At 75.5% G+C, this 26004-nt stretch carries 22 protein-coding genes; 11 read left to right on the top strand and 11 right to left on the bottom strand.

What is annotated here, in order from left to right; genetic code table 11:
• Nucleotides 1–37: 37 nt before the first annotated feature.
• Entirely contained in the window at nucleotides 38–1084 is a 1047-nt protein-coding gene (ligD, locus tag IFT72_RS05910; RefSeq protein WP_192045769.1) for a non-homologous end-joining DNA ligase, read from the bottom strand.
• A 162-nt stretch (nucleotides 1085–1246) separates the two neighbouring features.
• On the opposite strand from ligD, the gene IFT72_RS05915 reads away from it, so the two are divergent.
• The 4 genes from IFT72_RS05915 to IFT72_RS05930 all read left to right on the top strand — a co-directional run bounded on the left by IFT72_RS05915 (nucleotide 1247) and on the right by IFT72_RS05930 (nucleotide 4542).
• Nucleotides 1247–2470 carry a glycosyltransferase gene (locus tag IFT72_RS05915; RefSeq protein WP_371741186.1) on the top strand — a complete coding sequence of 408 codons (1224 nt, stop codon included), beginning with the start codon at nucleotides 1247–1249 and terminating at the stop codon, nucleotides 2468–2470.
• Nucleotides 2471–2586: 116 nt separating this feature from the next.
• Nucleotides 2587–3066, top strand: coding sequence for a heme-degrading domain-containing protein (locus tag IFT72_RS05920; RefSeq protein ID WP_056055189.1), 480 nt, complete (start codon nucleotides 2587–2589; stop codon nucleotides 3064–3066).
• A gap of 52 nt (nucleotides 3067–3118) precedes the next feature.
• Nucleotides 3119–3625, top strand: coding sequence for a hypothetical protein (locus IFT72_RS05925; protein WP_192045770.1), 507 nt, complete (start codon nucleotides 3119–3121; stop codon nucleotides 3623–3625).
• A gap of 317 nt (nucleotides 3626–3942) precedes the next feature.
• Nucleotides 3943–4542, top strand: a complete 600-nt coding sequence (locus IFT72_RS05930) for a hypothetical protein (protein ID WP_192045771.1) — start codon at nucleotides 3943–3945, stop codon at nucleotides 4540–4542.
• A 66-nt stretch (nucleotides 4543–4608) separates the two neighbouring features.
• On the opposite strand, the gene IFT72_RS05935 is transcribed toward IFT72_RS05930, so the two are convergent.
• Complete coding sequence (locus tag IFT72_RS05935; protein WP_056055197.1) at nucleotides 4609–5118, bottom strand: DUF427 domain-containing protein; 510 nt, start codon at nucleotides 5116–5118, stop codon at nucleotides 4609–4611.
• A gap of 114 nt (nucleotides 5119–5232) precedes the next feature.
• Between IFT72_RS05935 and IFT72_RS05940 the strand changes: the two genes are divergently transcribed.
• Nucleotides 5233–6276, top strand: a complete 1044-nt coding sequence (locus IFT72_RS05940; RefSeq protein WP_192045772.1) for an NAD(P)-dependent alcohol dehydrogenase — start codon at nucleotides 5233–5235, stop codon at nucleotides 6274–6276.
• Nucleotides 6277–6334: 58 nt separating this feature from the next.
• On the opposite strand, the gene IFT72_RS05945 is transcribed toward IFT72_RS05940, so the two are convergent.
• Nucleotides 6335–7039 carry a prolyl oligopeptidase family serine peptidase gene (locus IFT72_RS05945; RefSeq protein WP_192045773.1) on the bottom strand — a complete coding sequence of 235 codons (705 nt, stop codon included), beginning with the start codon at nucleotides 7037–7039 and terminating at the stop codon, nucleotides 6335–6337.
• A gap of 10 nt (nucleotides 7040–7049) precedes the next feature.
• Nucleotides 7050–7676: a helix-turn-helix domain-containing protein gene (locus IFT72_RS05950; protein WP_192045774.1), complete on the bottom strand. Its 627-nt coding sequence runs from the start codon at nucleotides 7674–7676 to the stop codon at nucleotides 7050–7052.
• An 80-nt stretch (nucleotides 7677–7756) separates the two neighbouring features.
• On the opposite strand from IFT72_RS05950, the gene IFT72_RS16485 reads away from it, so the two are divergent.
• A complete protein-coding gene (locus IFT72_RS16485; RefSeq protein WP_192045775.1) occupies nucleotides 7757–9544 on the top strand; it encodes an FAD-dependent oxidoreductase in 1788 nt (595 codons plus the stop codon).
• Nucleotides 9545–9682: 138 nt separating this feature from the next.
• Here IFT72_RS16485 and IFT72_RS05960 read toward each other — a convergent pair whose 3' ends face one another.
• A complete protein-coding gene (locus tag IFT72_RS05960; RefSeq protein WP_371741187.1) occupies nucleotides 9683–12817 on the bottom strand; it encodes a glycoside hydrolase family 2 TIM barrel-domain containing protein in 3135 nt (1044 codons plus the stop codon).
• 196 nt (nucleotides 12818–13013) lie between these two features.
• Between IFT72_RS05960 and IFT72_RS05965 the strand changes: the two genes are divergently transcribed.
• Together IFT72_RS05965 and IFT72_RS05970 are read left to right on the top strand one after the other, a co-directional pair.
• A complete protein-coding gene (locus IFT72_RS05965) occupies nucleotides 13014–13670 on the top strand; it encodes a TetR/AcrR family transcriptional regulator (protein ID WP_185232821.1) in 657 nt (218 codons plus the stop codon).
• Between the two features lie 58 nt (nucleotides 13671–13728).
• Nucleotides 13729–15864, top strand: a complete 2136-nt coding sequence (locus IFT72_RS05970; RefSeq protein WP_185232823.1) for an ATP-dependent DNA helicase RecQ — start codon at nucleotides 13729–13731, stop codon at nucleotides 15862–15864.
• 87 nt (nucleotides 15865–15951) lie between these two features.
• Here IFT72_RS05970 and IFT72_RS05975 read toward each other — a convergent pair whose 3' ends face one another.
• Both IFT72_RS05975 and IFT72_RS05980 read right to left on the bottom strand, forming a co-directional pair.
• The gene (locus IFT72_RS05975; RefSeq protein ID WP_192045777.1) at nucleotides 15952–17571 is read right to left on the bottom strand and encodes a molybdopterin-dependent oxidoreductase; all 1620 of its coding nucleotides are present in this window, start codon (nucleotides 17569–17571) and stop codon (nucleotides 15952–15954) included.
• A 76-nt stretch (nucleotides 17572–17647) separates the two neighbouring features.
• A complete protein-coding gene (locus tag IFT72_RS05980; RefSeq protein ID WP_185232827.1) occupies nucleotides 17648–17929 on the bottom strand; it encodes a hypothetical protein in 282 nt (93 codons plus the stop codon).
• Nucleotides 17930–17991: 62 nt separating this feature from the next.
• On the opposite strand from IFT72_RS05980, the gene IFT72_RS05985 reads away from it, so the two are divergent.
• From IFT72_RS05985 to IFT72_RS05995, 3 genes are all read left to right on the top strand, one after another.
• Nucleotides 17992–19122 (top strand): NAD(P)-dependent alcohol dehydrogenase, encoded by a 1131-nt coding sequence (locus IFT72_RS05985; protein ID WP_192045778.1) that lies wholly within the window; start codon nucleotides 17992–17994, stop codon nucleotides 19120–19122.
• 2 nt (nucleotides 19123–19124) lie between these two features.
• Complete coding sequence (locus tag IFT72_RS05990) at nucleotides 19125–19619, top strand: MerR family transcriptional regulator (RefSeq protein WP_192045779.1); 495 nt, start codon at nucleotides 19125–19127, stop codon at nucleotides 19617–19619.
• A gap of 101 nt (nucleotides 19620–19720) precedes the next feature.
• The gene (locus IFT72_RS05995; protein ID WP_056055223.1) at nucleotides 19721–20077 is read left to right on the top strand and encodes a hypothetical protein; all 357 of its coding nucleotides are present in this window, start codon (nucleotides 19721–19723) and stop codon (nucleotides 20075–20077) included.
• 284 nt (nucleotides 20078–20361) lie between these two features.
• Here the strand turns inward: IFT72_RS05995 and IFT72_RS06000 are convergent, their stop codons facing one another.
• From IFT72_RS06000 to IFT72_RS06015, 4 genes are all read right to left on the bottom strand, one after another.
• On the bottom strand, nucleotides 20362–22866 hold the full coding sequence (locus IFT72_RS06000; RefSeq protein WP_192045780.1) for a glycoside hydrolase family 65 protein: 2505 nt from the start codon (nucleotides 22864–22866) through the stop codon (nucleotides 20362–20364).
• The gene (locus IFT72_RS06005; RefSeq protein WP_192045781.1) at nucleotides 22863–23693 is read right to left on the bottom strand and encodes an HAD family phosphatase; all 831 of its coding nucleotides are present in this window, start codon (nucleotides 23691–23693) and stop codon (nucleotides 22863–22865) included. The genes IFT72_RS06000 and IFT72_RS06005 overlap by 4 nt, the downstream gene beginning before the upstream one ends.
• A 444-nt stretch (nucleotides 23694–24137) precedes the next feature.
• Nucleotides 24138–24734, bottom strand: coding sequence for a hypothetical protein (locus IFT72_RS06010; protein WP_192045782.1), 597 nt, complete (start codon nucleotides 24732–24734; stop codon nucleotides 24138–24140).
• 55 nt (nucleotides 24735–24789) lie between these two features.
• A complete protein-coding gene (locus tag IFT72_RS06015) occupies nucleotides 24790–25935 on the bottom strand; it encodes an alcohol dehydrogenase catalytic domain-containing protein (protein ID WP_192045783.1) in 1146 nt (381 codons plus the stop codon).
• Between the last annotated feature and the right edge of the window lie 69 nt (nucleotides 25936–26004).

Consider the following 26004-nt stretch of genomic DNA (forward strand, 5'->3'; position numbering starts at 1 on the left):
GGGCCGACCCGCGACTCCTGCCGCGCTGCTCTCGGGCCTACTCGACCTCCTCGACCGGCGCGACCTGGTCGCCCTGCGGCGCCGCCTTCGCGCGGCTGGGCTGGACGCGGGGCGGCTCGCCCGGCATCTTCGGGAAGTCGGGCGGGAAGGGCAGCTCGCCGAGGCCCGCCTCGACGTCGCGCTCCCACCAGCCGAGCAGCCCGTCGATCGTGCCGGGCTCGTCGTGCATGTGCTCCCACGGATCGCCCGTCGCGGCGAGGCGGCCCGGCACGGTGAGCACGGTGTGCGCCGCCGGGTCGGTCGCGTCGAGCTCGCTCCACTCGAGCGGGGTCGAGACGGAGGCGCGGGCCAGCGCCCGGGGAGACCAGGCGCCCGCCATGGTGCGGTCGCGGTTCGCCTGGTTGTAGTCGACGAAGACGCGGCGGCCCCGCTCCTCCTTCCACCAGTTCGTGGTCACGGCGTCGGGCATGCGGCGCTCGAGCTCGCGCGCCGCGGCGATCACCGCGTGCCGCACGTCGAGGAACTCCCGGGTCGGCTCGATCGGCGCGAAGACGTGCAGGCCGCGGTTGCCGCTCGTCTTGACGAACGCGGTCAGCCCGGCGTCGGCCAGCACGCGCCGGAGCTCGTGCGCCGCGGGCACCGCGTCGGAGAAGTCGGTGCCGGGCTGGGGGTCGAGGTCGACCCGGAGCTGGTCGGGCAGGTCGCTCGCCCCGGCCCGCGAGGCCCAGGGGTGGAAGACGACCGTGTTCATCTGCGCCGCCCAGACGGCCCCGGCCGGCTCGTCGATGACGAGCTGGGGGTGCGAGCGCGCGCTCGGGTAGGTCACGACGACGCTGCGCACGTGGTCGGGAGCGCCGCGGGGCGGGTTCTTCGAGAAGTAGTCGTCGCCGTCGACCCCGCCGGGGAACCGCTGCAGCGAGATCGGGCGGTCGCCGTTCGCGCGGACGAACGCGTCGCCCACGTCGACGAGGTAGCGCGCGAGGTCGAGCTTCGTCACGCCGAGGTCGGGCCAGAGCACCCGGCCCGGGCTCGAGATCCGGACCTCACGGTCGCCCACCTGCAGCATCGTCGCCTCGCTCGCCATGCCTCACCCTAGCTCCGGGGCCCGGGGCGGGGCCGGGCGGGGCGGGCTCGGCTGGGCCGGGCGAGCGGGGCCGGGCGAGCGGGGCGGGGCGAGCGGGCAGGCAGGGCCCGGCGGGTGCGAGCGGCGCGGGGGCGCCCGCCGCGGGGCGGGTACGCTCGGGCGGTGACCTCCCCCCTCCGCATCGCGCTCGTCTCGCTGCACACCTCCCCCGGTGCCGAGCCCGGCTCGGGCGACGTGGGCGGCATGAACGTCGTCGTGCGCAACCAGGCCGAGGCCCTCGGCGCAGCCGGGCACCGGGTCGAGATCCTCACCCGGCGCTCGTCGCCCGACGGGCCCGACACCGTCGAGCTCTCGCCCGGGGTCACGCTGCGCGTCCTGACCGCCGGCCCGACCGAGCCCGTCACGAAGGGCCGCCACGAGGAGTTCGTCGACGAGTTCCGCGAGCGCCTGGCCGAGCAGGGCCCCTGGGACGTCATCCACTCGCACCACTGGTTCAGCGGCGTCGCCGCGCTGCCGGTCGCGCGCGAGCGCGGCGTGCCGCACGTGCAGAGCTTCCACTCGATCGCCGCGGGCGACGAGACGCCCCTCTCCGACGGCGAGCGTGCCGAGTCGCCCGGCCGCCTCGCCGGCGAGGCCCTGCTCGCGCGGGAGAGCGACGCGGTCGTCGCGATCAGCCGCGCGGAGGCCGAGACGGTCGCCACGCGGCTCGGCGGCGACCCGGCCCGGCTCTGGGTCGTGCTGCCCGGCGTCGACGCCGAGCTCTTCCGGCCGGCGACGCCGGGCGTGCCCCGCTCCGACCGGCCCTACGTCGTGGTCGCCGGTCGGCTCGAGCCGCTGAAGGCGCCCGACCTCGCCGTGGCCGCGGTCGCGGCCGTCCCCGCCGACCTGCGCCCCGAGCTGGTCATCGCCGGCGGAGCCAGCACCGAGCACGCCGGCTACGAGCACGAGCTGGAGGACCTCGCCGCCCGCCTCGACCTCGACGTGCGCTTCCTGGGGCCGCGGACGCGAGCGGGCCTCGCCGCCCTGCTCCGCGACTCCCGCCTGGTGCTCGTGCCCTCGCACTCCGAGACGTACGGGCTGATCGCCCTCGAGGCCGCCGCGAGCGGCGTCCCGGTCGTCGCCGCCGCGTCGGGGGGCCTGCGCGAGTCGGTCGTCGACGGCGTCACCGGCGTCGTGCTCGACAGCCGCGACCCGGCCCGCTGGGGCGAGACGTTGACCCGCCTGCTCGGCGACGACGCGACCTGGCAGCGCCTCGCGACCGCCGCCCGGGAGCGCGCGCTCGAGCACCCCTGGTCGCTCTCCGCCGCCGAGCTGGCCGACGTGTACTGCCGCCTCACGGGCAGCGACGACTGCACCGAGCTCGTGGCCGCGGGCGGGCGGCGCTGACCTCGCCGCACCGCGCCGACGCCCACCAGGACGGCGCTCAGGCCGCCCTCCGGCCCGCGGCCCTAGGCTCGGGGCGGGCGACGACGCCCGCACCACCCGACTCCCCGGAGGCACCCATGACCGACGACACGCTGCTGCGCACCCTCGAGGAGCAGGAGGAGCGCCTGACGTTCCGCCGCTTCACGACCGAGACCGCCCTCGACCTCGGCGCCCACGTGCTCGCCGAGGCCCGCCGCCGTCAGCTGCCCGTGGCGATCGCGGTGATGAAGGGCCGGCAGCGCGTCTTCCACGCCGCCCTGCCCGGCACCTCGCGCGACAACGACGAGTGGCTCGACCGCAAGGCCCGCGTCGTCGAGCGCTGGGGCCAGAGCTCGTACCGCGTCGGCGAGACCTTCCGCGTCGCCGGCTCGACCTTCGACGAGAAGTCGCGGCTCGACCCGGGCGTCTACGCCGCCCACGGCGGGGTGTTCCCCGTCATCGTGCGCGGCGTCGGCCCGGTCGGCTCGGTCGGGGTCTCGGGCCTGCCCCAGGCCGACGACCACGCCCTCGTCGTCGAGCTCGTCGAGGACTTCCTCGCCCACGGCTACGACAGCTGACCCGACCGACGACGGCACGACCGACGGCACGACACCGACCGAGGGAGGCGCGGTGAGCGACGACGAGGCCACGCGCGCGGCCGCGGCACTGGCCGGGCTGCTCGGCCGCACGGTCGCCGAGCTGGCGGCCCGCGACGCCCGCCAGGAGTCGCTCGCGACCGTGAAGGCGTCACGACGGCTGCTGCTCGTGCACACGTCGGCCTCGCTGCTGCCGGCGGGCCGGGCCTGGCGCCTCGGGGTGCTGCTGCTCAGCCCCGAGGGGCAGGTCTGGGCGACCGGCACCATCACCCGCGCCACCGAGCCCAAGCGCGAGCAGCACCTGTCGGCCTCGGTCGAGGAGCGGCGCGACGCCCGACGGGCCGCGTCGCGGAGGTTCGCCGAGGGCGAGGTCGTCAACTACGGCCACGTGCCGGTGCGGACCGACGCCGAGGCCCTGCGCTCGGGTGCGGCCGAGCCCCTCGTGCTCGTCGGCGACGCCGTGCACGTGCGCTGGGGCCGCGGCCCGGGCGAGCTGCGCGAGCTCGGCGCGTACCTCGCCGACCGCGCCGACCTCCTCTGAGCCGCGGTCGCCCGCGCCCGCCCTGCCCCGCGCCTCCCCGATCCCTGCCCCGCGCCTCCCGCGCTTCCCCGATCCCTGCCCCGCGCCTCCCGCGCCCGCGCGTCCGCCGCCCTGCCGCTCGGGCACCACGTCTTCGCAGGCGAACCACGCCGCGGCGTGGTTCCGGTGCGAGGACGTGGTTCGGCACGAGACGGAGCGACGGGCCAGCCCGCGCCGCTCAGCCCGTGGGCTGACCCGCGCCCGGCGCTGCCGCGGTCTGCCAGCTGTCTCGCCTAGCATCGGGAGCGACCCTGGCCCGACCCCCTGGAGGACGCACCGTGCGCCGTCTGCTCATCGCCGCCTCCGTCGTGTTCTGCCTCGGGGCCGTCGGGCTCGTCGTCGCGGTCGCGATGGTCGTGTCGTCGCTGAGCGCTCCCCGTGACGAGCCGACCGCCGCCGCGGTCACGAGCCAGCCGACCTGCCCCGACGTGCCGCCCGTGCAGATCGGCACGATCTCGGTGCCCGCCGGCCCCGTCGCCGGCTACTGCCAGGACCGCCTCGTCAACGCCGCCTGGATCATGGAGGCCGCCAAGGCGCAGGGCATCGGCACCCACACGCAGGCCATCGGCGTGATGACGGCGATGGGCGAGTCGAGCCTCCGCAACATCGACCACGGCGACGACGTCGGCCCCGACAGCCGAGGGCTCTTCCAGCAGCGCGACAACGGGCTCTGGGGCACCTACGAGCAGCGGATGGACCCGTACACGGCCGCCACGATGTTCTTCACGAAGCTCGTGCGCATCCCCGGCTGGAAGGAGCTCTCGCCCACCGAGGCCGCCCACGCCGTGCAGGTCAACGCCGACCCCGACCACTACACGCCGTGGTTCGCCGACGCCGAGGTGGTCGTCGCCGAGCTGACGGCGCGCACGACGCCGTAGCCGCCGGACGCGGCGACACGCACGGCGTCGCCGGGGCCGCCGGGGCCGCCGGGGTCGCCGGCGTCGCTACCAGCCCATCGTGCCGGGCGCGCCCTTGAACGGGCCGACGACCGACGCCGTGATCCAGCCGCCGTAGAAGTCGCCCTCCTGGGCCTGGACGACCTCGCCGTCGATCTCGCACGAGTCCATCCGCCCCGGGTAGAGCGCGACGTGGTCGACGAGCACCTCGTAGCCCGCCCACGGGCTCGGGTACGTCCAGCCGGCCGAGGAGGCGCGGGCCCCGCCGCCGACCACGTCGACGTACTTCGCTCGGCCCTTGTACTCGCACATGCTCGTGCCGGAGGCCGGCTGCAGGGCCCCCTCCGTGAAGGCCGTGCGCGGCAGGTACCAGACCGGCGGGTGGCTCGTCTCGAGCACCCGGTACGCCGCGGTCGTGTCGGCGACGACCTGGCCGCCGAGGCGGACGACCACCCGCTCGGAGCGGGCCTCGACCCGCGGGGGCCGGGGGTAGTCCCAGACGGACTCCTGGCCCGGGCCGGGCTCCTGACGGCGGACGGGCTCGCGCTTCGCTCTCATGCCGCCATCATGCTCGCGGCGGCTCGGAGGCCGCTGCCCGGGCACCTGAGCTTGGGCTGCAGGTGTCGCACATCGGGCGGACCACCTGGTTCGGTCAGGTCTACCGTGCACCCCATGAAGGCACTCCAGTACACCCAGGTCGGTCAGCACCCCGTCGTCGTCGAGGTCGAGAAGCCCTCCCCGGGGCCGGGGCAGGTGCTGATCCGCGTCACCGCCGCCGGCGTCTGCCACAGCGACGAGTACGTCATGAGCCTCTCCGAGGAGGACTACACGGCGCAGGGCTACCCCCTGCCGCTCACGCTCGGGCACGAGGGCGTGGGCGTCGTCGAGCAGCTCGGCGAGGGCGTCGAGCACGTCTCGGTCGGCGACGCGGTCGCCGTCTACGGGCCGTGGGGCTGCGGGCGCTGCCACCAGTGCGCGCAGGGCAAGGAGAACTACTGCGTCAACGCCGCCGCCGAGGGCATCAAGCCCCCCGGGCTCGGCGCCCCCGGCTCGATGGCCGAGTACATGATCGTCGACGACCCGCGCCACCTCGTGCCGCTCGGCGACCTCGACCCGGTGGAGAACGTCTCCCTCACCGACGCCGGCCTGACCCCGTACCACGCGATCAAGGCGTCGCTGCCGAAGCTCGGGGCCGGCACCTTCGCCGTCGTCATCGGCACGGGCGGCCTCGGGCACGTCGGCATCCAGATCCTCAAGGCGCTCTCGGGCGCGCAGGTCATCGCCCTCGACGTCAACGACGAGAAGCTCGAGCTGGCGACGCACGTCGGCGCCGACCACGTCGTGATCAGCGACGAGCACGCCGCGGAGGCCGTCCGCGCCCTCACCGGCGGCGTCGGCGCGAACGCGGTGTTCGACTTCGTCGGCGCGCGCCCCACGATGGCCACGGCGGTCGCGGTGGCGGCGACGGAGGCGGACGTCACGATCGTCGGCATCGGCGGCGGCACGGTCGAGCTCGGCTTCGGCTCGATCGCGTACGACGCGGCCGTGCGGGTGCCCTACTGGGGCAGCCGCAGCGAGCTGATAGAGGTGCTCGACCTCGCGCGCGCCGGTCGGGTGAGCGTCGAGACGCAGCGCTACTCGCTCGACGACGCCCCGTCGGCCTACGAGGCGCTCGCGGCCGGCACGGTGCGCGGCCGGGCCGTCATCGTCCCGTAGCGGCGGGCAGGTCGGGGTCGGGCTAGCTGGGCGGGCCGAGCTCGACGGGCCGGTGCGGTCAGCCGGCCCGGCTCGGCCCCCCGAGCTGGTCGTCGAGCCACTCGGCGCAGTCGCGGGTCCACGCCGCGGCGGGCCCGGCGCCCTCGGCGAGCCCGAGGCCGTGCCGGCCCGAGGCGTAGACGTGCAGGGCGTGCGGCACTCCGGCCTCGGCGAGGGCCGCCCCCATCAGGTACGCGTGCTCGACGGGCACCGTCTCGTCGTCGGCGGTGTGCCACACGAAGGTCGGTGGGGAGTCGCGGGTCACCAGGGCGTCGAGCGACGTCGCGGCCCGGAGGTCGTCTGGGGCGTCGAGGCCGATCAGCGCCGCGCGCGAGCCGCCGTGGGTGGGCGTGCGCATGGAGACGACCGGGTAGGCGAGCACGACCAGGTCCACCCGCGCCTCCCCCGTGGCTCCGGGAGCGAGGGCAGCGAGGCCCGCGGCGTGGCCGCCGGCGGAGAAGCCGAGCAGGCCGACGCGCTCGTGGCCAGCCCCCCGGGCGGCCCGGACGGCCCTGCGCACGTGCTCGAGGGGGCCGGGGTGCCGCGTGTCGAGCGGGTACCGGACGACCTCCGCGCTGTGCCCGAGAGACCGCAGCCACTCGGCCACCGGCTCGCCCTCGTGGTCGGCGAGGTGCTGGTAGCCCCCGCCGGGCAGGACGAGGACGTGCAGCGGGCGGGCGGTCGGCTCGGGGCTCCGGGCGTCGGCCGGGCGGTGGTCGGTCACGGGCAGGACGCTACTCGAAGCGGCCGGGCGGCGCCGCCCGGACGTGCATGCGCTCGCCCTGGCGGCCGAAGAGGCTGAGGAACTCGACGTCGCCGGGCCCCACCCGGCCGAACCAGTGCGGCGTGCGGGTGTCGAACTCGGCCGCCTCGCCCGCGGGCAGCACGAGGTCGTGCTCGCCGAGCACCACGCGGAGCCGGCCCTTCAGCACGTAGAGCCAGTCCCAGCCGTCGTGCGTGCGCAGCTCGGGAGTGCCCTCCGGCACCGACGCCGGGATGACGTGCTTGAACGCCTGCAGGCCGCTCCCCCCGCGCGACAGCGGCAGGATCGACCCGCCGCGCCAGGCGACGGCCTTGAGGTGCACCCGCGGGTCGCCCGTCTCCGGCGCGCCGACGAGCTCGTCGAGCGGCACCCCGTGCACCCGGGCGAGCGGCAGCAGCAGCTCGAGCGCGGGGCGGCGCTGCCCCGACTCGAGGCGCGACAGGGTGCTGACCGAGATGCCCGTCTCGGCGGAGAGCTGGTCGAGGGTCGCGTTCCGGGCGGTGCGCAGGGCGCGGAGGCGCGGGCCGACCCCGGCGAGGACGGCGTCGGTGTCGTCGGCCGGGGCGGGGGCGGTCGGGCCGTGTCGGTGCGTGTCCATGCCCGCATCTTGCCACTTCGGCAAGAGAGCTTGTCACCGACGGAGGCGCGGGGCGACCATCGAGGCAGGAGGTCACCACCATGACGAACGACCACAGCACCCCCGCCCCGAGCGGCTCCCCCGACCCTGCCCGTGACGCCGGTCACGCCGGTGACGCCCCCGACGTGGTCCGCGACGTGCTCGTCGTCGGCGGCGGCGCCGCCGGGCTCAGCGCGGGCCTCACGCTCGCCCGCGCCCGCCGCGACGTCGTCGTCGTCGACGCGGGCGAGCCCCGGAACGCCCCCGCCGCGGGCGTGCACGGCTTCCTCACCCGCGACGGGATCGCCCCCGCCGAGCTGACGCGCCTCGGCCGCGCCGAGGTCGAGTCCCACGGCGGCGAGGTCGGTGCCGGGACGGTCACGGCCCTCGACCGCGTCGAGCCGGCCCCGGGAGTCGCGGCCCGCTTCCGGGCGTCCGTCACGCACGCGGGCGGCCGGGTCGAGACCGTCCTCGCCCGGCGGGTCGTCGTCACGACCGGTGTCACCGACCAGCTGCCGCCCGTGGCCGGCCTCGCCGAGCGGTGGGGCCGGGACGCCGTGCACTGCCCGTACTGCCACGGCTGGGAGGTGCGCGACCGGCTGATCGGCGTGCTCGGCGGCGGGCCGCTGTCGGTGCACCAGGCCCTGCTCTTCCGGCAGTGGAGCGATCGCGTGGTGCTGTTCCTCAACGACGCGGTGGAGCCCACGGAGGAGGAGTGGGAGCAGCTCGCCGCGCGGGGCATCGGTGTCGTGACGGGAGCCGTCACCCGGGTGCTCGTCACCGACGACCGGATGAGCGGGGTCGAGCTCGCGTCGGGGCGCACCCGCCCGGTGGAGGCCCTGGCGCTCGGGGCTGCCCTGCGCGTGAACTCGGACCTGCTGACCGGGCTGGGCGTCGAGCAGGAGCCCCACCCGCTGGGCGTCGGGCTCGTCGTGCCGTCCGACCCGGCCACCGGCGCCACGACCGTCCCGGGCCTCTGGCTGGCGGGCAACGTCGCCGACCCGATGATGCAGGTGGTCGCTGCGGCGGCGTCCGGCGTGAGGGCGGCCGCCCTCGCGAACGCCGACCTCGTGGCGGAGGACACCGCCCTCGCCGTCGCGGCCCGGCGGGCTCCGTTCAGCGCGGCCGCCGAGTCGGCGGGCACCGCCCGGCTGCTCGGCGAGCGGCGGCACGGGGTCGCGTCCCGGTCCGGCGACGCCGACGGGCCCGCACCGGGCCGCCCCGAGCAGGAGGTCTTCGACCGCGCGTACTGGGAGGAGCGCTACGGCTCGGAGGGCTTCACCTGGAGCGGCGAGCCCAACGCCCAGCTCGTCGCCGAGACGGTCGACCTGACGCCCGGGCGGGCGCTCGACGTCGGCAGCGGCGAGGGCGGCGACGCGATCTGGCTGGCCCGGCGGGGCTGGACGGTGACCGGCACCGACATCGCGGAGGCGGCGCTCGCCAAGGCCGCCCGTCGCGCCGACGCCACCGACCCGGCCGCCGCCGCCCGGATCACCTGGGAGCAGCACGACGTCACGGCCTGGGCACCCGAGCCGGGCGCCTTCGACCTCGTCTCGGCCCAGTTCATGCACCTCGCCGACCCGGAGCGGGCCGTGCTCTTCCGGGCGCTCGCGGCGGCGGTGGCTCCCGGCGGGACGCTGCTCGTCGTCGGGCACGACCTCACCGACGACCCGGAGCGCATGGCGCACCGGCGTGACCTCATGTTCACGGTCGACGACGTCCTCGCCGCGATCGAGGGCGAGGGGCTCGAGGTCGAGGTGGCCGGGGCGCGCGAGCGAGCCGCCACCTCGGCGCACCATGGAGGCGGCCCGATGCGTGACGTGGTCGTCCGCGCGCACCGCGCCTCCTGAGCCCGGCCGCCGAGTGGTCGCGATCTGCTGCTCCCTACGGGGGGACGAGCCGTTCGTGACCACTCGGCGTGCACGGTCCCGACCGACCGACCTCGCGTCGCCCGGGCTGCCGGGCTGCCGGGCTGCCGGGCTGCCGGGCTAGCCCAGCGCGCTGAGGCGGAGGCGCAGCGCGTGCGCGCCGGGGCGCAGCACGTGGGGCGCCGACACGTCGGGCCCGCAGGCCCGGGAGCCGAGCCCGTGCTGTGCGGCGTCGAGCCACAGGTGCGTGGCCGTCGGCGCCGGCAGCTCGTGCGGGTGCGCGGCCGCGTCGACCTGCTGCGCGGTGTGGCGGCGCAGCGTGAAGCCGGGGCGACGACCCGCCGTGTCGGGCAGGGCCTCGACGCGCAGCCACGCGCCTCCCTCGGCGGTGGCGAGGTCGAGCTGTCGGAGGTCGCTGCGGTGGCCGCTCTCCTGCGGGCGCGCGTAGTCGACGACGAGGTCGTCGACCGCCGACTCGAAGCGGCCGACGACGGCGGCGTGCCGCGAGTCGGGGTACGACTCGGCCGGTCCGGTGCCGAACCACGAGGCCCGCTCGACGTCGACGGGCAGGTCGAGCCGCACGCCGACGCGGGGCCACGTGACGTCCCAGCCCGCGGTGGGCACGAGGTCGAGGGCGAGCCAGACGTCGTCGCCGTCGAGCGTCCAGCGCTCGTCGACGGTCACCGCCTGACCGGCGTCGGCCGCCGCCCAGCGCGTGCGGACCTGCACCGAGGTCGGCGTCGTCGAGACGGCGAGCACGCGGCCCGTGAGGCGGTCGAGGCCGGCGCGGCGCCAGACCGTCTCGGCGCTCGGCTCGAGGCTCTCGAGGTAGCGGTCGCTGCGGTGCCGGTCGCGCATGACGTCGGCGTCGCGGTCACGAGGTGCCCACCAGTGGCCGCGGTCGTTGTCGGTGGGGGCGCGCCACAGCTCGAGGCGGGGCCCGTCGACCGGCCGGCCGGCCAGGGCGACCAGACGGCCGTCGACGAAGCTCGCGGGGCCGAGGTCGAGCCGACCGGAGGCGATGCCCGCCGCGGTGTCGAGGGCCGTCGCCACCGTGGGCCGCGGCGCGGCCGACGCGACCGGGGCGGAGCCCGGCAGCGTGAGGTCGAGCTGCGCGGTCGAGACGACGTGGCCGGCCGGGGACCAGGCCGCGTCGGCGACGGTGACGACCTCGATCGTCAGCCAGGTCTCGCCGAGGGCCGCGACCGGCACCTCCGGCAGGGCGAGGCGCGCGACCTCGCCCGCGGCGAGGGCCCCGCCGTCGAGGCCGACGACGTCGAGCACGCCCGAGGCCGCCTCCACGCCGTCGTGGGCGACCGACCAGCGGAAGGCCACGTCGGAGGCGTCGGCCGAGTGCCGCCGGTTCGACACGACCACGACGGCCCCGCCGCCCTCGACGGCCTCGAACCGCACCCGCAGGGGCGTGACGACCTGGGCCCACTCGGCGAGGCCGGGCGACGCCGTGTCGTCGCTGAGCACCATGCCGTCCATCACGAAGTTGCCGTCGTGCACCACCTCGCCGAAGTCGCCGCCGTAGCCGAAGAACTCGGTGCCGTCGGCCGCCCGCGTGCGGATGCCGTGGTCGCGCCACTCCCAGACGAAGCCTCCGTGCAGGCGGGGGAACTCGTCGACGAGGTCCTCGTACTCGTCGATCGCGCCGGGGCCGTTGCCCATCGCGTGGACGTACTCGCAGAGGAGGAACGGCTTCGAGCGCTGGCGGGCCGCCTCCGCCGCCGTGGTGCCGAGCAGGGGCACGCTCTCGTCGCCGGCGCCGATCGCGCGCGTCTCGTCGACGAACGAGTACATGCGCGAGTAGACGTCGGTGTAGGCGCCCGTGTAGTCGCCCTCGTAGTGCACCGGGCGGCCGGCGTCGCGGGCGTGGGTCCACGCGGCCATCGCGGCGAGGTTCTGACCCGTGCCCGCCTCGTTGCCGAGCGACCACATCACGATCGACGGGTGGTTCTTGTCGCGCTCGACCGTGCGCACCATCCGGTCGACCAGGGCGTCGTGCCAGGCCGGGTCGTCACTGGGGTTGCCGACCCAGGCGCCGCGCTCGAAGCCGTGCGTCTCGAGGTCGTTCTCGAGCACGACCCAGAAGCCGTACTCGTCGGCCAGGTCGAGGAGGCGCGGGTGCGGCGGGTAGTGCGACGTGCGGATCGCGTTCACGTTGTGCCGCTTCATCTGCTCGAGGTCGCGGCGCGACCACGCCTCGTCGAACACGCGGCCGCGGTCGGGGTGCGTCTCGTGCCGGTTCACGCCGTGGAACACGACGCGGCGGCCGTTGACGGTGAAGAGGTCGCCGTCGACGCGGACGGTGCGGAAGCCGAGGCGGAGCGAGATCGTCTCCGCTCCCCCGGCGCTCGTCACCGTGGCGTCGTACAGGCGGGGCGTCTCGGCGCTCCACGGCGCGACGCCGTCGGCGATCTCGACCGGGGCGACGTCGGCGGGCGACGACCAGGTCACCTCGACGCCCAGCTCGGGCACCGCGAGCACCACCGGCCAGGCCGCGGGGCCGGCCGTGACCTCGGCGACGATCGATGCGCCTCCCTCGGGCTCGCCGGCGGCGCCGTGCCACGGCGTCTGCAGCCAGACGTCGTCGAGGCCGCCGACCGGCCGCGCCTGCAGCGTGACGCTGCGGAAGATGCCGGGCAGCCACCACTGGTCCTGGTCCTCGACGTAGCTCGACGCCGACCACTGGTGCACGCGCACCGCGACGACGTTCTCGCCGGGGCGGACGACGTCGGTGACGTCGAACTCCTGCGCGAGGCGGCTGCCGACGCCCATGCCGACCTCGACGCCGTTGACCCAGGCCACGTAGCGGGACTCGACGCCCTCGAAGCGGAGCAGCACGCGCTCGGCGCCGGCGAAGCTCGCGGGCAGCGTGAAGCGGCGGCGGTGGTCGCCCGTCGGGTTCGCGTCGGGCACGGCGGGCGGCTCGGTCGGGAAGGGGAACTGCACGTTGGTGTAGATCGGCAGGCCGCGCTCGCCGTCGCCGGTCAGCACCCAGTGCGACGGCACCGCGATGGTCTCCCAGCCGGAGTCGTCGTGGTCGACCGCGGCGAAGTCCGTCGGGCCCTCGCCCTCGGGCAGGACGCCCCGGCCGCCGGGCGTGCCGGGCGCGCCGGCCAGCAGGCGGAAGGCCCACTCGCCGTCGAGCGAGACGGTCGGGGCGTCGGTGTGCAGCGCGGAGCGGGCGGGGCTGCGGAGGCCCGTGCCGGGGCCCGTGTCGGTGAGGTACGAGGCGGTGGTCGTCACGGGACGAGTCCTTCCGGGGCCGCCGCGGGAGGGCGTCGACCGTGCTGAGGGGGGCGGGCGGGGCGGCCGTCGACGACGACCGGGGCGCAGGCGCGGGCCCCCGGCGACGTGGGCGGGACGCGACGACGCTAACACAGTGTCGAGTGGTCGCTCGAAATTCACGGGGCACGTCGCCGGGCGTCGTAAGCTGCCCCGCATGACCGCCTCGCCCGCCGACCCCGCCGCCGCGCCGGGCAGCGCCGACGCCCCGCGGGCTCGCCGGGGCCCGTACGCCAAGTCGGCGGAGCGCCGGGCCGCGATCGTCGCGGCCGCGTTCGAGGTGTTCGCGGCCCACGGCTACGCGGGGGGCTCGCTGCAGAAGGTCGCCGACGTCGTCGGCATGAGCCAGACGAGCCTGCTGCACTACTTCCCCACCAAGAGCCACCTGCTGCTCGCCGTCCTCGCGCGCCGCGACGAGGTCTCGGCGGGGCCGATGCCGGCGACGCCCGCCGAGGGCTCGATGGTCGAGGCCGTCGTGCGGCAGGCCCGCGCGAACGAGTCCGTGCCGGGGGTCGTCGAGCTCTACGCGGTGCTCTCGGGCGAGGCCGTCACGGCGGGCAACCCGGGCCGCGACTACGTCTCCGCCCGCCTCGCCGGGCTCCGTCGCGAGTTCGGCGACGCCTTCCGCGGGCTCGAGGCGGCCGGGCTCCTGCGGCCCGGCGTCGACCCCGACCGCGCCGCGACCGCCCTCGTCGCCCTCTGGGACGGCCTGCAGCTGCAGTGGCTGCTCGCGCCCGACGAGGTCGACGTGCCGGGGCAGCTGCGCGACCACCTCGAGCTCGTCGTCGTGCCGGAGGCGCCCGCCGCCCCCTGAGGCCGGCGTCGGCCGGGCCGGGGCCGGCAGGGTCGGTGGTGCGTGGCACCATGGCCCGATGACCGACACCGCCGCCCCCGCCGTGACCGACGTCGACGCCGAGGCCCTCGAGCTGCTGCGACGCCTGACCGGGCGTGACGACGCCGTCTTCCACGACGGCCAGCTCGAGGCGATCCGCGCCCTCGTCGCCGACCGCCGACGCGCGCTCGTCGTGCAGCGCACCGGCTGGGGCAAGTCCGCGGTCTACTTCATCGCCACCCTGCTGCTGCGCCGTCGCGGCACGGGGCCCGCCCTGCTCGTCTCGCCGCTGCTCGCGCTGATGCGCGACCAGGTGGCCGCGGCCGCCCGGGCCGGCGTGCGGGCGGTGGCCCTCAACTCGGCGAACGCCCACGAGTGGGCCGACGTGCAGCAGGCGCTGCTCGCCGACGAGGTCGACGTGCTGCTCGTGTCGCCGGAGCGCCTCAACAACCCGAGGTTCCGCGACGAGCAGCTGCCGCTGCTGGTCGACCGGCTCGGCATGCTCGTCGTCGACGAGGCGCACTGCATCAGCGACTGGGGGCACGACTTCCGCCCCGACTACCGGCGCCTCGCCGAGCTCATCCGCACGCTGCCGGCCGGCGTGCCCGTCCTCGCCACGACGGCCACCGCGAACGAGCGCGTCGTGGCCGACGTCGAGGAGCAGCTGACCGAGGGGCCGGAGACCTCGGTCCTGACGATCCGTGGCTCGCTGGCCCGCGCCTCCCTGCGGCTGGGGGTGCTCGACCTGCCCACCTCGCGCGACCGGCTCGGCTGGCTGCTCGCCCACCTGGGCGACCTCGCGGGCAGCGGCATCATCTACACGCTGACCATCTCGGCGGCCGACGACACCGCCCGGCTGCTGCGCGAGGCCGGCCACGACGTCCGCTCGTACACCGGCCGCACCGACCCGGAAGAGCGCGAGCAGCTCGAGCATCGCCTCAAGACCAACGACCTCAAGGCGCTCGTCGCGACGAGCGCGCTCGGCATGGGCTTCGACAAGCCCGACCTCGGCTTCGTGGTGCACCTCGGCGCGCCGTCGTCGCCGGTCGCCTACTACCAGCAGATCGGCCGCGCCGGGCGCGCGACCGACAACGCCGACGTGCTGCTGCTGCCCGGGCGCGAGGACCGCGAGATCTGGCAGTACTTCGCGACGGCGTCGATGCCCTCCGAGGCGCGCGCGAGCGCCGTGCTCGCTGAGCTGGGCGAGACGCCGCTCTCGACGCCGGCGCTGGAGGCGCGGGTCGACATCAAGCGCACCCCGCTCGAGCTGCTGCTCAAGGTGCTCGACGTCGACGGCGCCGTGCACCGCGTGCAGGGCGGCTGGGTCTCGACCGGGCGGCCGTGGGTCTACGACCGCGAGCGGTACGACCGGATCGCGACCGCCCGGCTCGCCGAGCAGGAGTCGATGATCCGCTACGAGGAGGGCGCCACCTGCCGCATGCAGATGCTCCAGCTCGACCTCGACGACCCCGCCGCGGTGCCGTGCGGCCGGTGCGACGTCTGTGCGGGCCCCTGGTACCCGAGCGACGTGACGAGCGACGCGGCCGCGTCGGCCGCCAGCTCGCTCGACCGCGTGGGCGTCGAGGTCGAGCCGCGGGCGCAGTGGCCCACCGGCGCCGACCGGGCCGGCGTGCCCGCCAAGGGCAAGATCGCGCCCGACGAGCGCGTCGAGCAGGGGCGGGCCCTCGCGCGCCTCACCGACCTCGGCTGGGGCACGACGCTCCGGGAGGTGTTCGCGCCGTCGACGCCCGACCAGCCCGTCACGCGGGCGCTCGTCGACGGCTGCGTCCGGGTGCTGGCCGACTGGGGCTGGGCCGAGCGGCCCGTCGGCATCGTCGTGATGCCGTCGCAGGGGCACCCGCAGCTCGTGGCCTCGCTGGGCGAGGCCCTCGGCCACGTCGGGCGGCTGCCCGTGCTCGGCCAGCTGACGCCGACCCGCCAGCGCTCGTCCGACGCCCCGCGCGGCGGCGGCAACAGCGTCTACCGCCTCGCCGACGTGTGGGGGTCGGTGGAGGTCGGCCCCGAGCTCGCCGCGGCCCTGGCGGCCACGCCCGGGCCCGTGCTGCTCGTCGACGACCTCGTCGACAGCCGGTGGACGGTCACCGTCGCGGGGCGCGAGCTCCGTCGGGCGGGTGCCTCCGCGGTGCTCCCGTTCGCGCTCGGGGTCGTCGCGTAGCGCGCGGGCCGGGCGGCGGGCCCGACGAGCGCCGGGCCCGACGAGCCCGACGAGCGCCGCGCTGGCCCGGCTCGGTGAGCGGTGGTCTCAGCGCACCGTGACCTGGTGCTCGTCCCAGCCCTCGGCGCCGTTCGGGGCGGGGGCCATGCGGGCCTCCCGCTGCACCTCGCCGTCGGCGCCGGTCGCCCGGACCCTCACGGTGTGCCGCCCGCTCGTCGCCTCCCAGCGGTGCACCCACTGCACCCAGGTGTCCGCCGAGACGGAGTCCGCGAGCTGGGCGTCGACCCACGGCTCCTCGTCGATCTGCACCTCGACGCGCGCGACGCCCGTGTGCGGGTGCCACGCCACGCCCGCGATCGGCACGGTGCCGGCGTCGACCGACGTGCCCGACGCCGGCACGTCGACCCGCGACTCCAGCTTGACCGGGCCGAGGGCGTCCCAGCCGCGGGGCGTCCAGTACCCCTCGGCGTCGGCGAAGCGGGTGACCTCGAGGTCGACGACCCACTTCGTCGCCGAGACGTAGCCGAAGAGGCCCGGCACGACCATGCGCACGGGGAAGCCGTGCTCCTGCGGCAGGGGCTGCCCGTTCATGCCCACGGCGAGCAGGGCGTCGGTGCCCTCGTCGGTGAGCACGTCGAGCGGGGTGCCCGCAGTGAAGCCGTCCTCGCTGGTGGAGAGCACCATGTCGGCGCCCGCCGTCGGCACGGCCCGGGCGAGCAGGGTGCGGATCGGGTGGCCGAGCCAGAGGGCGGTGCCGATCAGGTCGCCGCCGACCTCGTTCGACACGCAGCTGAGGGTGGCGAGGTGCTCCTCGAGGGGCAGGGCGAGCAGCTCGTCGAACGAGACGACGATCTCGTTCTCGACGAGGCCGTGGATGCGCAGGCTCCACTCGGCGGGGTCGATCGAGGGCACGCGGAGAGCCGTGTCGATGCGGTAGAAGTCCTCGTTCGAGGTCACGTAGGGCGTGATGCCGGGCACGTCGAGGGAGGCGCCAGCCGGCACGGGCTCGGCGGTGACGGCCGCCTCCGGGAGGGCGATGCCGTCGCGCAGGGCCGCGACGTCGGCGCGGCCCGCGTTGATCACGCGGGCGCCGGCGCCCACGACGACCGCGACGGCGCTCGTGAGCCCGATCGCGGTGAGGAAGCTGCGGCGCTCGACCGGGGCTCCGCCGAGCGGCGGCGTGGGCTCGGTCGCGGCGGCCCAGCCGGGGGTGGTCGAGAGGCGCCAGCGCCACAGCCGTCGGAGCAGGCCGGGCAGCACCACGACCGCCACCACCGTGCCGATCACGGCCGGGGCCGCGTCGAGGCTGCCGCTGCCGGCCCGGGTGAGCACCGCGGCGACCGCGAGGGCCCCGCCGACGCCGAAGACGACACGGCCGAGCGGCGGGCGGTGCTGCTCGGCGACGCCGGCGAGGCCCGTGACGATGACGAGCACCACGGCCATCAGCACGCCGAGGGCGACCTTGTCGCCGGTGCCGAACAGGCCCACCATCGTGTCCTTGGCGGCGGCCGGCGCGAGGTCGATCACGGCGGAGCCGACGGCGAGCAGCGGGCTGCCCCCGGGCCCGGTGACGACGGCGGCCGCCTCGGCGGCGCCGGCCCAGGCCACGAACGAGACGACGCCGGCGAGGGCGGACCACCCCGAGGAGGCGCGGGGCGGCATCCCCGCGGAGGCGGGCTCGACGGGGGTCTCCAGGCGCACGGACATGCCCCGAGGCTAGGCCCGGGGACGGGGAGCCAGCTGACGGCGGCGCGACCCGTCAGCGGTCGCGACGCCCTGGGGCTCAGTCCTCGTCGACGAGGCTCTCGGTCAGCTCGACGATGAAGGCCGCCGACGACTCCGACCCGGCGGCCGGCTCGACGTCGTCGGGCGCGTCGACGACGAGCAGCGGGATGCCCGGGCCGAGCAGCAGCTGCGCCATGTGGGCCACGCCCTCGAGGCGGCAGGCGACCGGCACGCGGAAGGTGCGGTCGTCGTCGCTGAACTCCATCGCCGCGGCCAGCAGCACCTCGGCCAGCTCGTCGGTCACGACCAGCTCCTGGCCCGCGTAGTACAGACTCTTCATGCGCCCACCCTAGGGGCGGTGGCCCTTGCGCTGGAGTGCACTCCAGCTCCTACGGTCGACCCATGAGGACCACGACCGCCCACGCCCTGCTCGCCCCCGGCGCCCCGCTGCAGGAGGTCGCGCTCGACCGCCGCGACCTCCGCCCCGACGACCTCGCCGTGCGGGTCGACTTCTGCGGCGTGTGCCACAGCGACCTGCACGCCCTCGAGCAGGCCGGGCCCGGCCAGCTGCCGCTCGTGCCGGGCCACGAGTTCGTCGGCGAGGTCGTCGCCGTCGGCCCGGCCGTCACCGGCTTCGCCGTCGGCGACCCGGTCGCCGTCGGCAACATCGTCGACTCCTGCGGCACGTGCGAGAACTGCCTCGCCGACGAGCAGTCGCTCTGCGTGGAGTTCCCGACCCTCACCTACGGCGGGCGCGACCGCCACGACGGCAGCCGCACCCAGGGCGCCTGGTCGGGCGAGTACGTCGTCCGCGAGTCGTTCGCCTACCACCTGCCCGCGGGCCTCGACCCGGCGGCCGTCGCCCCGCTGATGTGCGCGGGCGTGACGACCTGGGCCCCGCTCGCCCGGGCGGGCGTGGGGCCCGGCGACCGGGTCGGCGTCGTCGGGCTGGGCGGCCTGGGCCACCTCGCGGTCAAGTTCGCCGTCGCCCGGGGCGCCGAGGTCTCCGTCTTCACGACGTCGCCGCGCAAGCGGTCCGACGCCCTCGCGCTCGGCGCCGTCGAGGTCGTCGTGTCGACCGACCCCGCGGCCATGGCGGCCGCCGCCCGGCGCTTCGACCTCGTCGTCGACACCGCCTCGGGCGACCACGACCCGTCGCCGTACCTCGAGACGCTGCGCCGCGGCGGCACCCTCTGCATGCTCGGCATCCCGCCGCAGTACAGCGTCTCGGCGATGAGCCTGCTGCCCCACCGGTCGTTGACCGCCTCGGGCAGCGCCGGCCGGGCCGACACCCAGGCGATGCTCGACTTCGCGGCCGAGCACGGCGTCGTCGCCGACGTCGAGGTGCTGCCGGCCGCCCGGCTCGCCGAGGCCCTCGACCGCCTCGCCCACAACGACGTGCGCTACAGGTTCGTCCTCGACCTGCGACCGGGGGCGGACTCGCAGGCGGCCGCGGCGGCCTCGCCCGCCTCCGCCGCCGACGCCGGGGGCGCACGGGCCTCGGGCCGCTGGGAGGACGGACGTACCCTGTGACGATGACGCTCGCGACGCCTCCCCCGCTCCGTCCCCTCGACGGCGAGGCGGGTCGCGCCCACGACGCGGCCGACCTCGATGACGTCCTCGAGGAGGCGCGGGTCGCCCCGGTCGGCATCGGTCGCGTCGCCGAGGCGACCGGCCTCAGCGTCGACGCCCTGCGCTGGTACGAACGGGAGGGTCTGCTCCCCCTCGTCGGGCGGAGCGGCGACGGTCGACGCCGGTACGGCCCGGCCGCCGTGCGGTTCGTCCGGCTCGTCCAGGCGCTCCGGCGGACGGGCATGCCCGTCGCGGACGTGCGCGCCTTCGTGCAGGCGGGCCGGGGCGAGCTCGCGACGCACCCCGTTCGGCTGGCCCTGCTCGAGGCCCAGGTGACCGCGATCGAGCAGCAGATGGCGCAGCTCCGGGCCGACCTCGGCGTGCTCACCGCGAAGTGCGACGACTACCGCGGCCTCATCGCGCGCGGGCTCGACTGCGAGGACGAGGTCGGGGACTGAGCGCGAGATCATGCGCGGGCACGAGCGTGAGCGCGAGCGGAGTCGGCGACCGCCGCGGCCCGGCAGCGCGCGGCCCCGACGCCGTGCCGTAGCCTCGGCCCATGGCTGACGAACGTGCACCGCAGATCGTGACCGGCGACCCCGACGTGACCCGCGCCTCCCTCGAGCTGAAGCTCCCGGCCGCGCTGCTGCCGGGGCTCGTGCGCCGGGCCGTGCAGTCGACGCCCGGCTTCAGCGTCACCTCGGCCGACGAGGAGGGCGCCGAGCTGCTGCGCCGCAGCGCGACGGCGAGCGACCGCGACGTCGTGCGCCTGGTGTTCACGCCGACCGACCAGGGCATCCGCGTGACCGGCGAGGTGCACTCCCCCGCCGGCACGATCGGCGCGAGCGTCAAGAAGCGCGACGCCGACACGACGGCGCTCTTCCAGGCGATCGCCTCGGCGGCCGGGCCCTTCTAAGCAGGGCTCCGCTTCCACGGAGGCATCGGCGCACGGGGCCGCGATCGGCAGGGACCGATCCGCACCGCGGGCCCAGCCCTCGACGCGACCTCGGGAGACCCGCCAGCATCGCTCATCCACTCCGGAGTGGATGAGAGATCCGGGCCAGCACCTCCCGCCGGCCCCGGGCCCGGGCCGCCTCGGTCGCGGAGCAGCCGTGGCTCGGGCCACCGCCAGCCCCCGGCGGGTGCGTGTCCTCGCGTGCCGGTCAGCGCCCGCCCGCCCGGGAGGACGACGACCCGCCGCTACGACGTCGTGTCGTCGTCGTCGTACCGGTCGATGCTGATCGTCGGGATCGACGCCGTGATGACCGAGCCGTCGGCGCGCATCAGGCCGCGCAGGTCGCTCGTCGTCGGCACCTTCGTCGTGATGCGGGGCCCCTGGTCGTCGAGCGCCACGCGCACGGGGAGCTCGCCGACCTCCACCCGCTCGCCGCGGACGCCGACGCTCACGCCGGTGCCCTCCTCGACCGTGAAGACGATCTCGTGCTGCGCGAGGTCGACGCGCACCCGCGACCCGTGGATGGTGAGCTTGAAGCTCAGCTCGTCCCAGTCGGCGGGCAGGCGCGGGTCGAAGGTGATGTCGCCGAGGTAGTCGCGCATGCCGCCGTAGCCGCTGACCAGCGCGCTCCAGATGCCGCCCGTCGAGGCGACGTGCACGCCGTCGGCCGTGTTGCGGTGCAGGTCGGCGAGGTCGACGTACAGCGACGACAGGAAGTACTGCTGCGACAGCTGGTGGTGGCCCACCTCGGCCGCGATGATCGACTGCACGACGCCCGAGAGGGTCGAGTCGCCGGTCGTCAGGGCGTCGTAGTACTCGAAGTCGCGGAGCTTCTGCTCGGCGGTGAACTCGTCGCCCTGGAGGAAGAGCGCGAGCACGACGTCGGCCTGCTTCAGCACCTGGAAGCGGTAGATCACGAGGGGGTGGTAGTGCAGCAGCAGCGGGCGCTTGCTGGCCGGCGTCGACTCGAGGTCCCACAGCTCCTTGTCGAGGAACTGCGCGTCCTGCGGGTGGATGCCGCGGTGCTCGTCGTAGGGGATCTCCATCGCCTCGGCGGCGACCTGCCAGCCGGCGACCTCGTGGTCCTCCAGGTCGAGGCGGGTGACCATCCTCGAGTAGGCGGCGGGCGACTCCTCGGCAAGGCGGGTCACGTAGCGGACGGCGGCCCGGAGGTTCGCGCGCGCCATGACGTTCGTGTAGAGGTTGTCGTCGACGACCGTCGTGTACTCGTCGGGGCCGGTGACCCCGTCGATGTGGAACCGCTGGTCGCCGTTCGAGCGCCAGAAGCCCAGGTCGGCCCAGAGCCGAGCGGTCTCGACGAGGATGTCGACGGCGCCGCGCTCGATGAAGTCGAGGTCGCCGCTCGCCTGGACGTACTGGCTCAGGGCGTGGCTGATGTCGGCGTCGATGTGGTACTGCGCGGTGCCGGCGGCGTAGTACGCCGACGACTCGAGGCCGTTGATGGTGCGCCACGGGAAGAGCGCGCCGCGCTGGTTCAGCTCGACCGCCCGGTCACGGGCCGCGTCGAGCATGCCGAGGCGGAAGCGCAGGGCGTTCCGGGCGACGTTCGGCGCCGTGTAGGTGAGGAAGGGCAGGACGTAGATCTCGGTGTCCCAGAAGTAGTGCCCGCCGTAGCCCGAGCCGGTGACGCCCTTGGCGGCGACGCCCTGGCCGTCGGTGCGCGCCGTGGCCTGCGCGAGCTGGAAGAGGTTCCAGCGCACGGCCTGCTGCACCTCGGGCTGGCCGCCGACGACGACGTCGGTGCGGGCCCAGTAGTCGTCGAGCCACGCGCGCTGCTTGTCGAACATCGCCGACGGCGGCTCCTCGGCGACGCGGTCGAGGGTGCGGTCGCAGCGGTCGGCGAGCTCGCGCGGGGGCACGCCGCGGCTGGTGTGGTAGGTGATCGTCTTGACGATGCGCGTCGAGACGCCGGCCTTGGCCCGCACCCGGTACACGTGCTTGGCGAGGTCGTCGTCGATCGACGACGACTCGTCCCACTCGTTCTCGGTGTCCATGACGTGGTCGGCGCCGACCGCGATGGTCATGCCCGAGTTCGACGTGCGGTAGCCGAGCACCGCACGCGTGCCGCCGTTGCGCTTCAGCACCGGCTGGAGCACGCGCGAGTCGAAGGCCTCGGCACGGCGCGGGTCGAAGGCGCCGGCCGCGGCGCGCATGCCCGCGTGGTACTCGTCGCCCATGTCCTGTCGGTTGAGGATCTGGCTCGAGATGAGCAGCGACGCGTCGGCGTCGAGCACCGTCACCTCGTACTCGATGATCGCGAGGTGGCGGTCCTCGAAGCTGACCAGGCGACGGCTCGTGACGAGCACGCGCTTGCCCGAGGGGGTGCGCCACTCGACGTCGCGGGTGAGCACGCCGTCGCGGAAGTCGAGGCGACGCGTGTGGTCGAGGATGTCGGCCTCGAAGAGCACGAACGGCTCGTCGTCGACGTAGAGGCGGATCACCTTGGCGTCGGGCACGTTGACGATGGTCTGGCCGACGCGGGCGAAGCCGAAGGCCTCCTCCGCGTGGCGGATCGGCCACGTCTCGTGGAAGCCGTTGACGTAGGTGCCGAACGAGTGGCCGCCGCGCCCCTCGTCGGGGTTGCCGCGGAGGCCCAGGTAGCCGTTGCCCACGGCGAAGATCGTCTCGGTGACGCCCTCGTCGCCCTGCACGTACTCGTCCTCGACGAGCGCCCACTCGTCGACCGGGAAGCGGTGCCGGTCGAGCGGGTCGGTGGTGATGGTGTTCACGAGGGGTCCTCCGCGTCGCTGCTGGTCGTGTCGCTGCTGGTCGTGTCGCCGGCGCTGCCGGAGCCGGTGGAGTCGCGGGTCGCGCCGAGCGCGTCGACCACGTCGCCGAGGTCGTCGACGACCACGTCGGCGCCCGAGGCGAGCAGGGCCTCGTGGCCGGCCCCGCGGTCGACGCCCAGGACGAGGCCGAACGACCCGCGCCTCCCGGCCTCGACGCCGGAGGTGGCGTCCTCGACGACGACGCAGTCCTCCGCGGTGAGGCCGAGGCGGCGGGCGCCCTCGAGGTAGGTGTCGGGGGCGGGCTTGCCGGCGATGCCCTCGGCCGCGGCGACGGCGCCGTCGACGACGACCTCGAAGCGGTCGCGGAGGCCGGCGGCCTCGAGCACGGGCACGGCGTTGCGCGAGCTCGAGACGACGGCGACGTGCACGCCGAGCGCGATGGCCCGGTCGAGGAAGGCGACGCTGCCCGGGTAGGGCTCGACGCCGTTCTCGGCGAGCTCGGCGGCGAAGACCGCGTTCTTGCGGTTGCCGAGGCCGCGCACGGTCTCGGTGTCGGGGCTGTCGTCGTCGTGGCCCTCGGGCAGGGTGACGCCGCGGGCGGCGAGCATGGCGCGGACGCCGTCGAAGCGCGGTCGCCCGTCGACGTGCTCGAAGTAGTCGGCGTCGGTGTACGGGCCGAGGTCGTGGGCGGCGAACCACTCGGAGAAGAGGCGCGACCAGGCCCGCATGTGCACCTCGGCGGTCGGCGTGAGCACGCCGTCGAGGTCGAACAGGAGGGCCCGGAGCTCGCCCAGGCGCGAGGAGTCGCGGGGCAGGAGGGAGGACATGGCGCGGTTCCTTCGGTGGATCGATGTCGGTCGGGGCAGGTGCTCGGGAACGACGTCGGTCCGTGGCAGCTCTCGGTGCTCCGGCAGGGATCAGGCCGGGGTCGACGAGCACGGGGTCGGACTCGTCGCGACAAGTGTGGCACCCCGTGAGGGGCGCGCGCGCCCACCCGGCCGAGGGTCGTCCGCCCTCGGGACGACGACAGGGCACGACCGCGCCGGCGGTCGTGCCCTGTCTGGCGCTGGCGTCGCCCTGCGACTGAGCTTCACGGGCAGGGGTGCAGTACGACACCGGCCGGTGGGAGCGCTGAACGCTTCCAGCCCGTGGAACGGTACGCCCTCACCCGCGGTGTCACCCAGGTCGCGGTCAGCGGGGTACGCGGCGCGCCCCGCACCGCCCCGAGCTGTCCCCCGTCGCGCTCTCGGGGTCTCACTCGGGCTGCGTCCTCAGCGGAGGGCGCGGACCACCTTCGCGACGCCCCGCACCGCGACCACCCCGGTGACGACCCACGGCCCGGCGACGATCAGCGGGTCGAGCCAGCGGTGGCGGCGGTCGACGCGGGTTCGGTCTCGCGACGTGGCCCGCGCCTCCTTCCGGGCCTCGGCCGTGACGCCGGTCTCGCGCAGCAGGTCGTCGGGGCGCCCGCTGACCAGCGACCGCAGGTGGGCGCCGGTCGAGTCGACCCGGTCGCCGACGACGAGCAGGAGCCAGTGCGCGAGCCGGCCCTCGCTGTAGCGGTCGTACGCCACGCGGCGGATCGCGCCCGAGAGCCCGTGCAGAGGCTGCGCCGTGCCGAAGACCGGCGTGACGAAGGCGTGCTCGATCGAGCGCCCCCGCCCCTCGCCGCCCGGCTGCCGCTCGGGGAACTCCCAGTGCGCTCCAGAGGCCCCGGGCGCGTACTGCAGCTTCGGGTGCGAAGGGCGGTCGGCCGGGTCGAGGTCGGCGCCCCAGCCGGGCACGCGGGCCCGGAGCTGCTCCTGCGTCGGGACGGCACGGGGCTTCGAGGGGAGGTAGGCGAGGGGGACGTCGTCGTGGTCGCTCATGGGGGCCTCCAGGTGCAGGGATGTGGGGGTGGGTCGTGAGGGTCGGCGGGCGGAGTCAGGCGCCGGGGAGCACGAGGGTCTTGAGGTTCCCGTCGAGCTTCGCGGAGAAGAGGTGGTACCCCTCGGCGATGTGCTCGAGCGGCACCCGATGGGTGACGACGTCGCTCGGCCGGAAGTGCCCGGCGCGGATGTACTCGAAGAGGCGCGGCAACTGGCGCTTGACCGGCGCCTGGTTCATGCGCAGCGTGAGGCCCCTGTTGAGGGCGTCGCCGATCTTCACGGCGCTGGGGATGGGGCCGTAGGCGCCCAGGACGGAGACGGTGCCGCCCTTGCGGACGCCGTCGATCGCCCAGTTCAGAGCGACCGGAGAGCCGCCCTGCAGCTTGGCCTTGGCGCTGGTCAGGTGCTGCAGGAGGTCGCCGTCGGCCTCGGCGCCCACCGCGTCGATCACGACGTCGGCTCCCAGGTAGTCGGTCTGCTTCTTCAGCTCGACGACCACGTCGTCGTGCTCCGCGAAGTTGATCGTCTCGGCGTGGGCGAAGGTGCGGGCCTTCTCCAGCCGGTACTCGAGGTGGTCGACGACGATCACCCGCGCGGCGCCCATGAACCACGCCGACCGCGCCGCGAAGAGGCCCACCGGCCCGGCGCCGAGCACGACGACCGTGTCGCCCTGGCTGATCTCGCCGAGCTGCGCGCCGAAGTAGCCGGTGCTGAGCGCGTCGGTCATCAGCAGGGCGTCCTCGTCGGCGATGTCGTCGGGGATGATGCTCGGCCCCACGTCGGCGAACGGCACGCGGACGAACTCGGCCTGGCCGCCGTCGTAGCCGCCCGTGGTGTGCGAGTAGCCGAAGATGCCGCCGACGGCCGTGGCGTTCGCGTTGACGTTGTGGCAGTTGGACCACAGCCCGCGCGCGCAGAACCAGCACGAGCCGCAGTAGATGTTGAAGGGCACCATCACGCGGTCGCCCCTCTTCAGGGTCTCGACCGACGACCCGACCTCCTCGACGACCCCGATGAACTCGTGGCCGAAGGTGTGCCCGATCCGGGTGTCGGGCATGAGCCCGTGGTAGAGGTGCAGATCGGAGCCGCAGATCGCCGCCAGCGTCACCCGGACGATCGCGTCGTTCGGGTGCTCGATGCGCGGCACGTCCTTCTCCTCCACGCGGATCTTGTACGGCCCCCGGTAGGTCATCGCTCGCACGGCTCGTCCTCCTTCGTCGTCGGGCCCGGCCCCTCGGCGCGGCGCCCCTGGTCGACGCCAGTGAACGAC

Origin of the sequence: Frigoribacterium sp. CFBP 8754, assembly GCF_014841815.1 — a bacterium.
Classification (GTDB): domain Bacteria; phylum Actinomycetota; class Actinomycetes; order Actinomycetales; family Microbacteriaceae; genus Frigoribacterium; species Frigoribacterium endophyticum.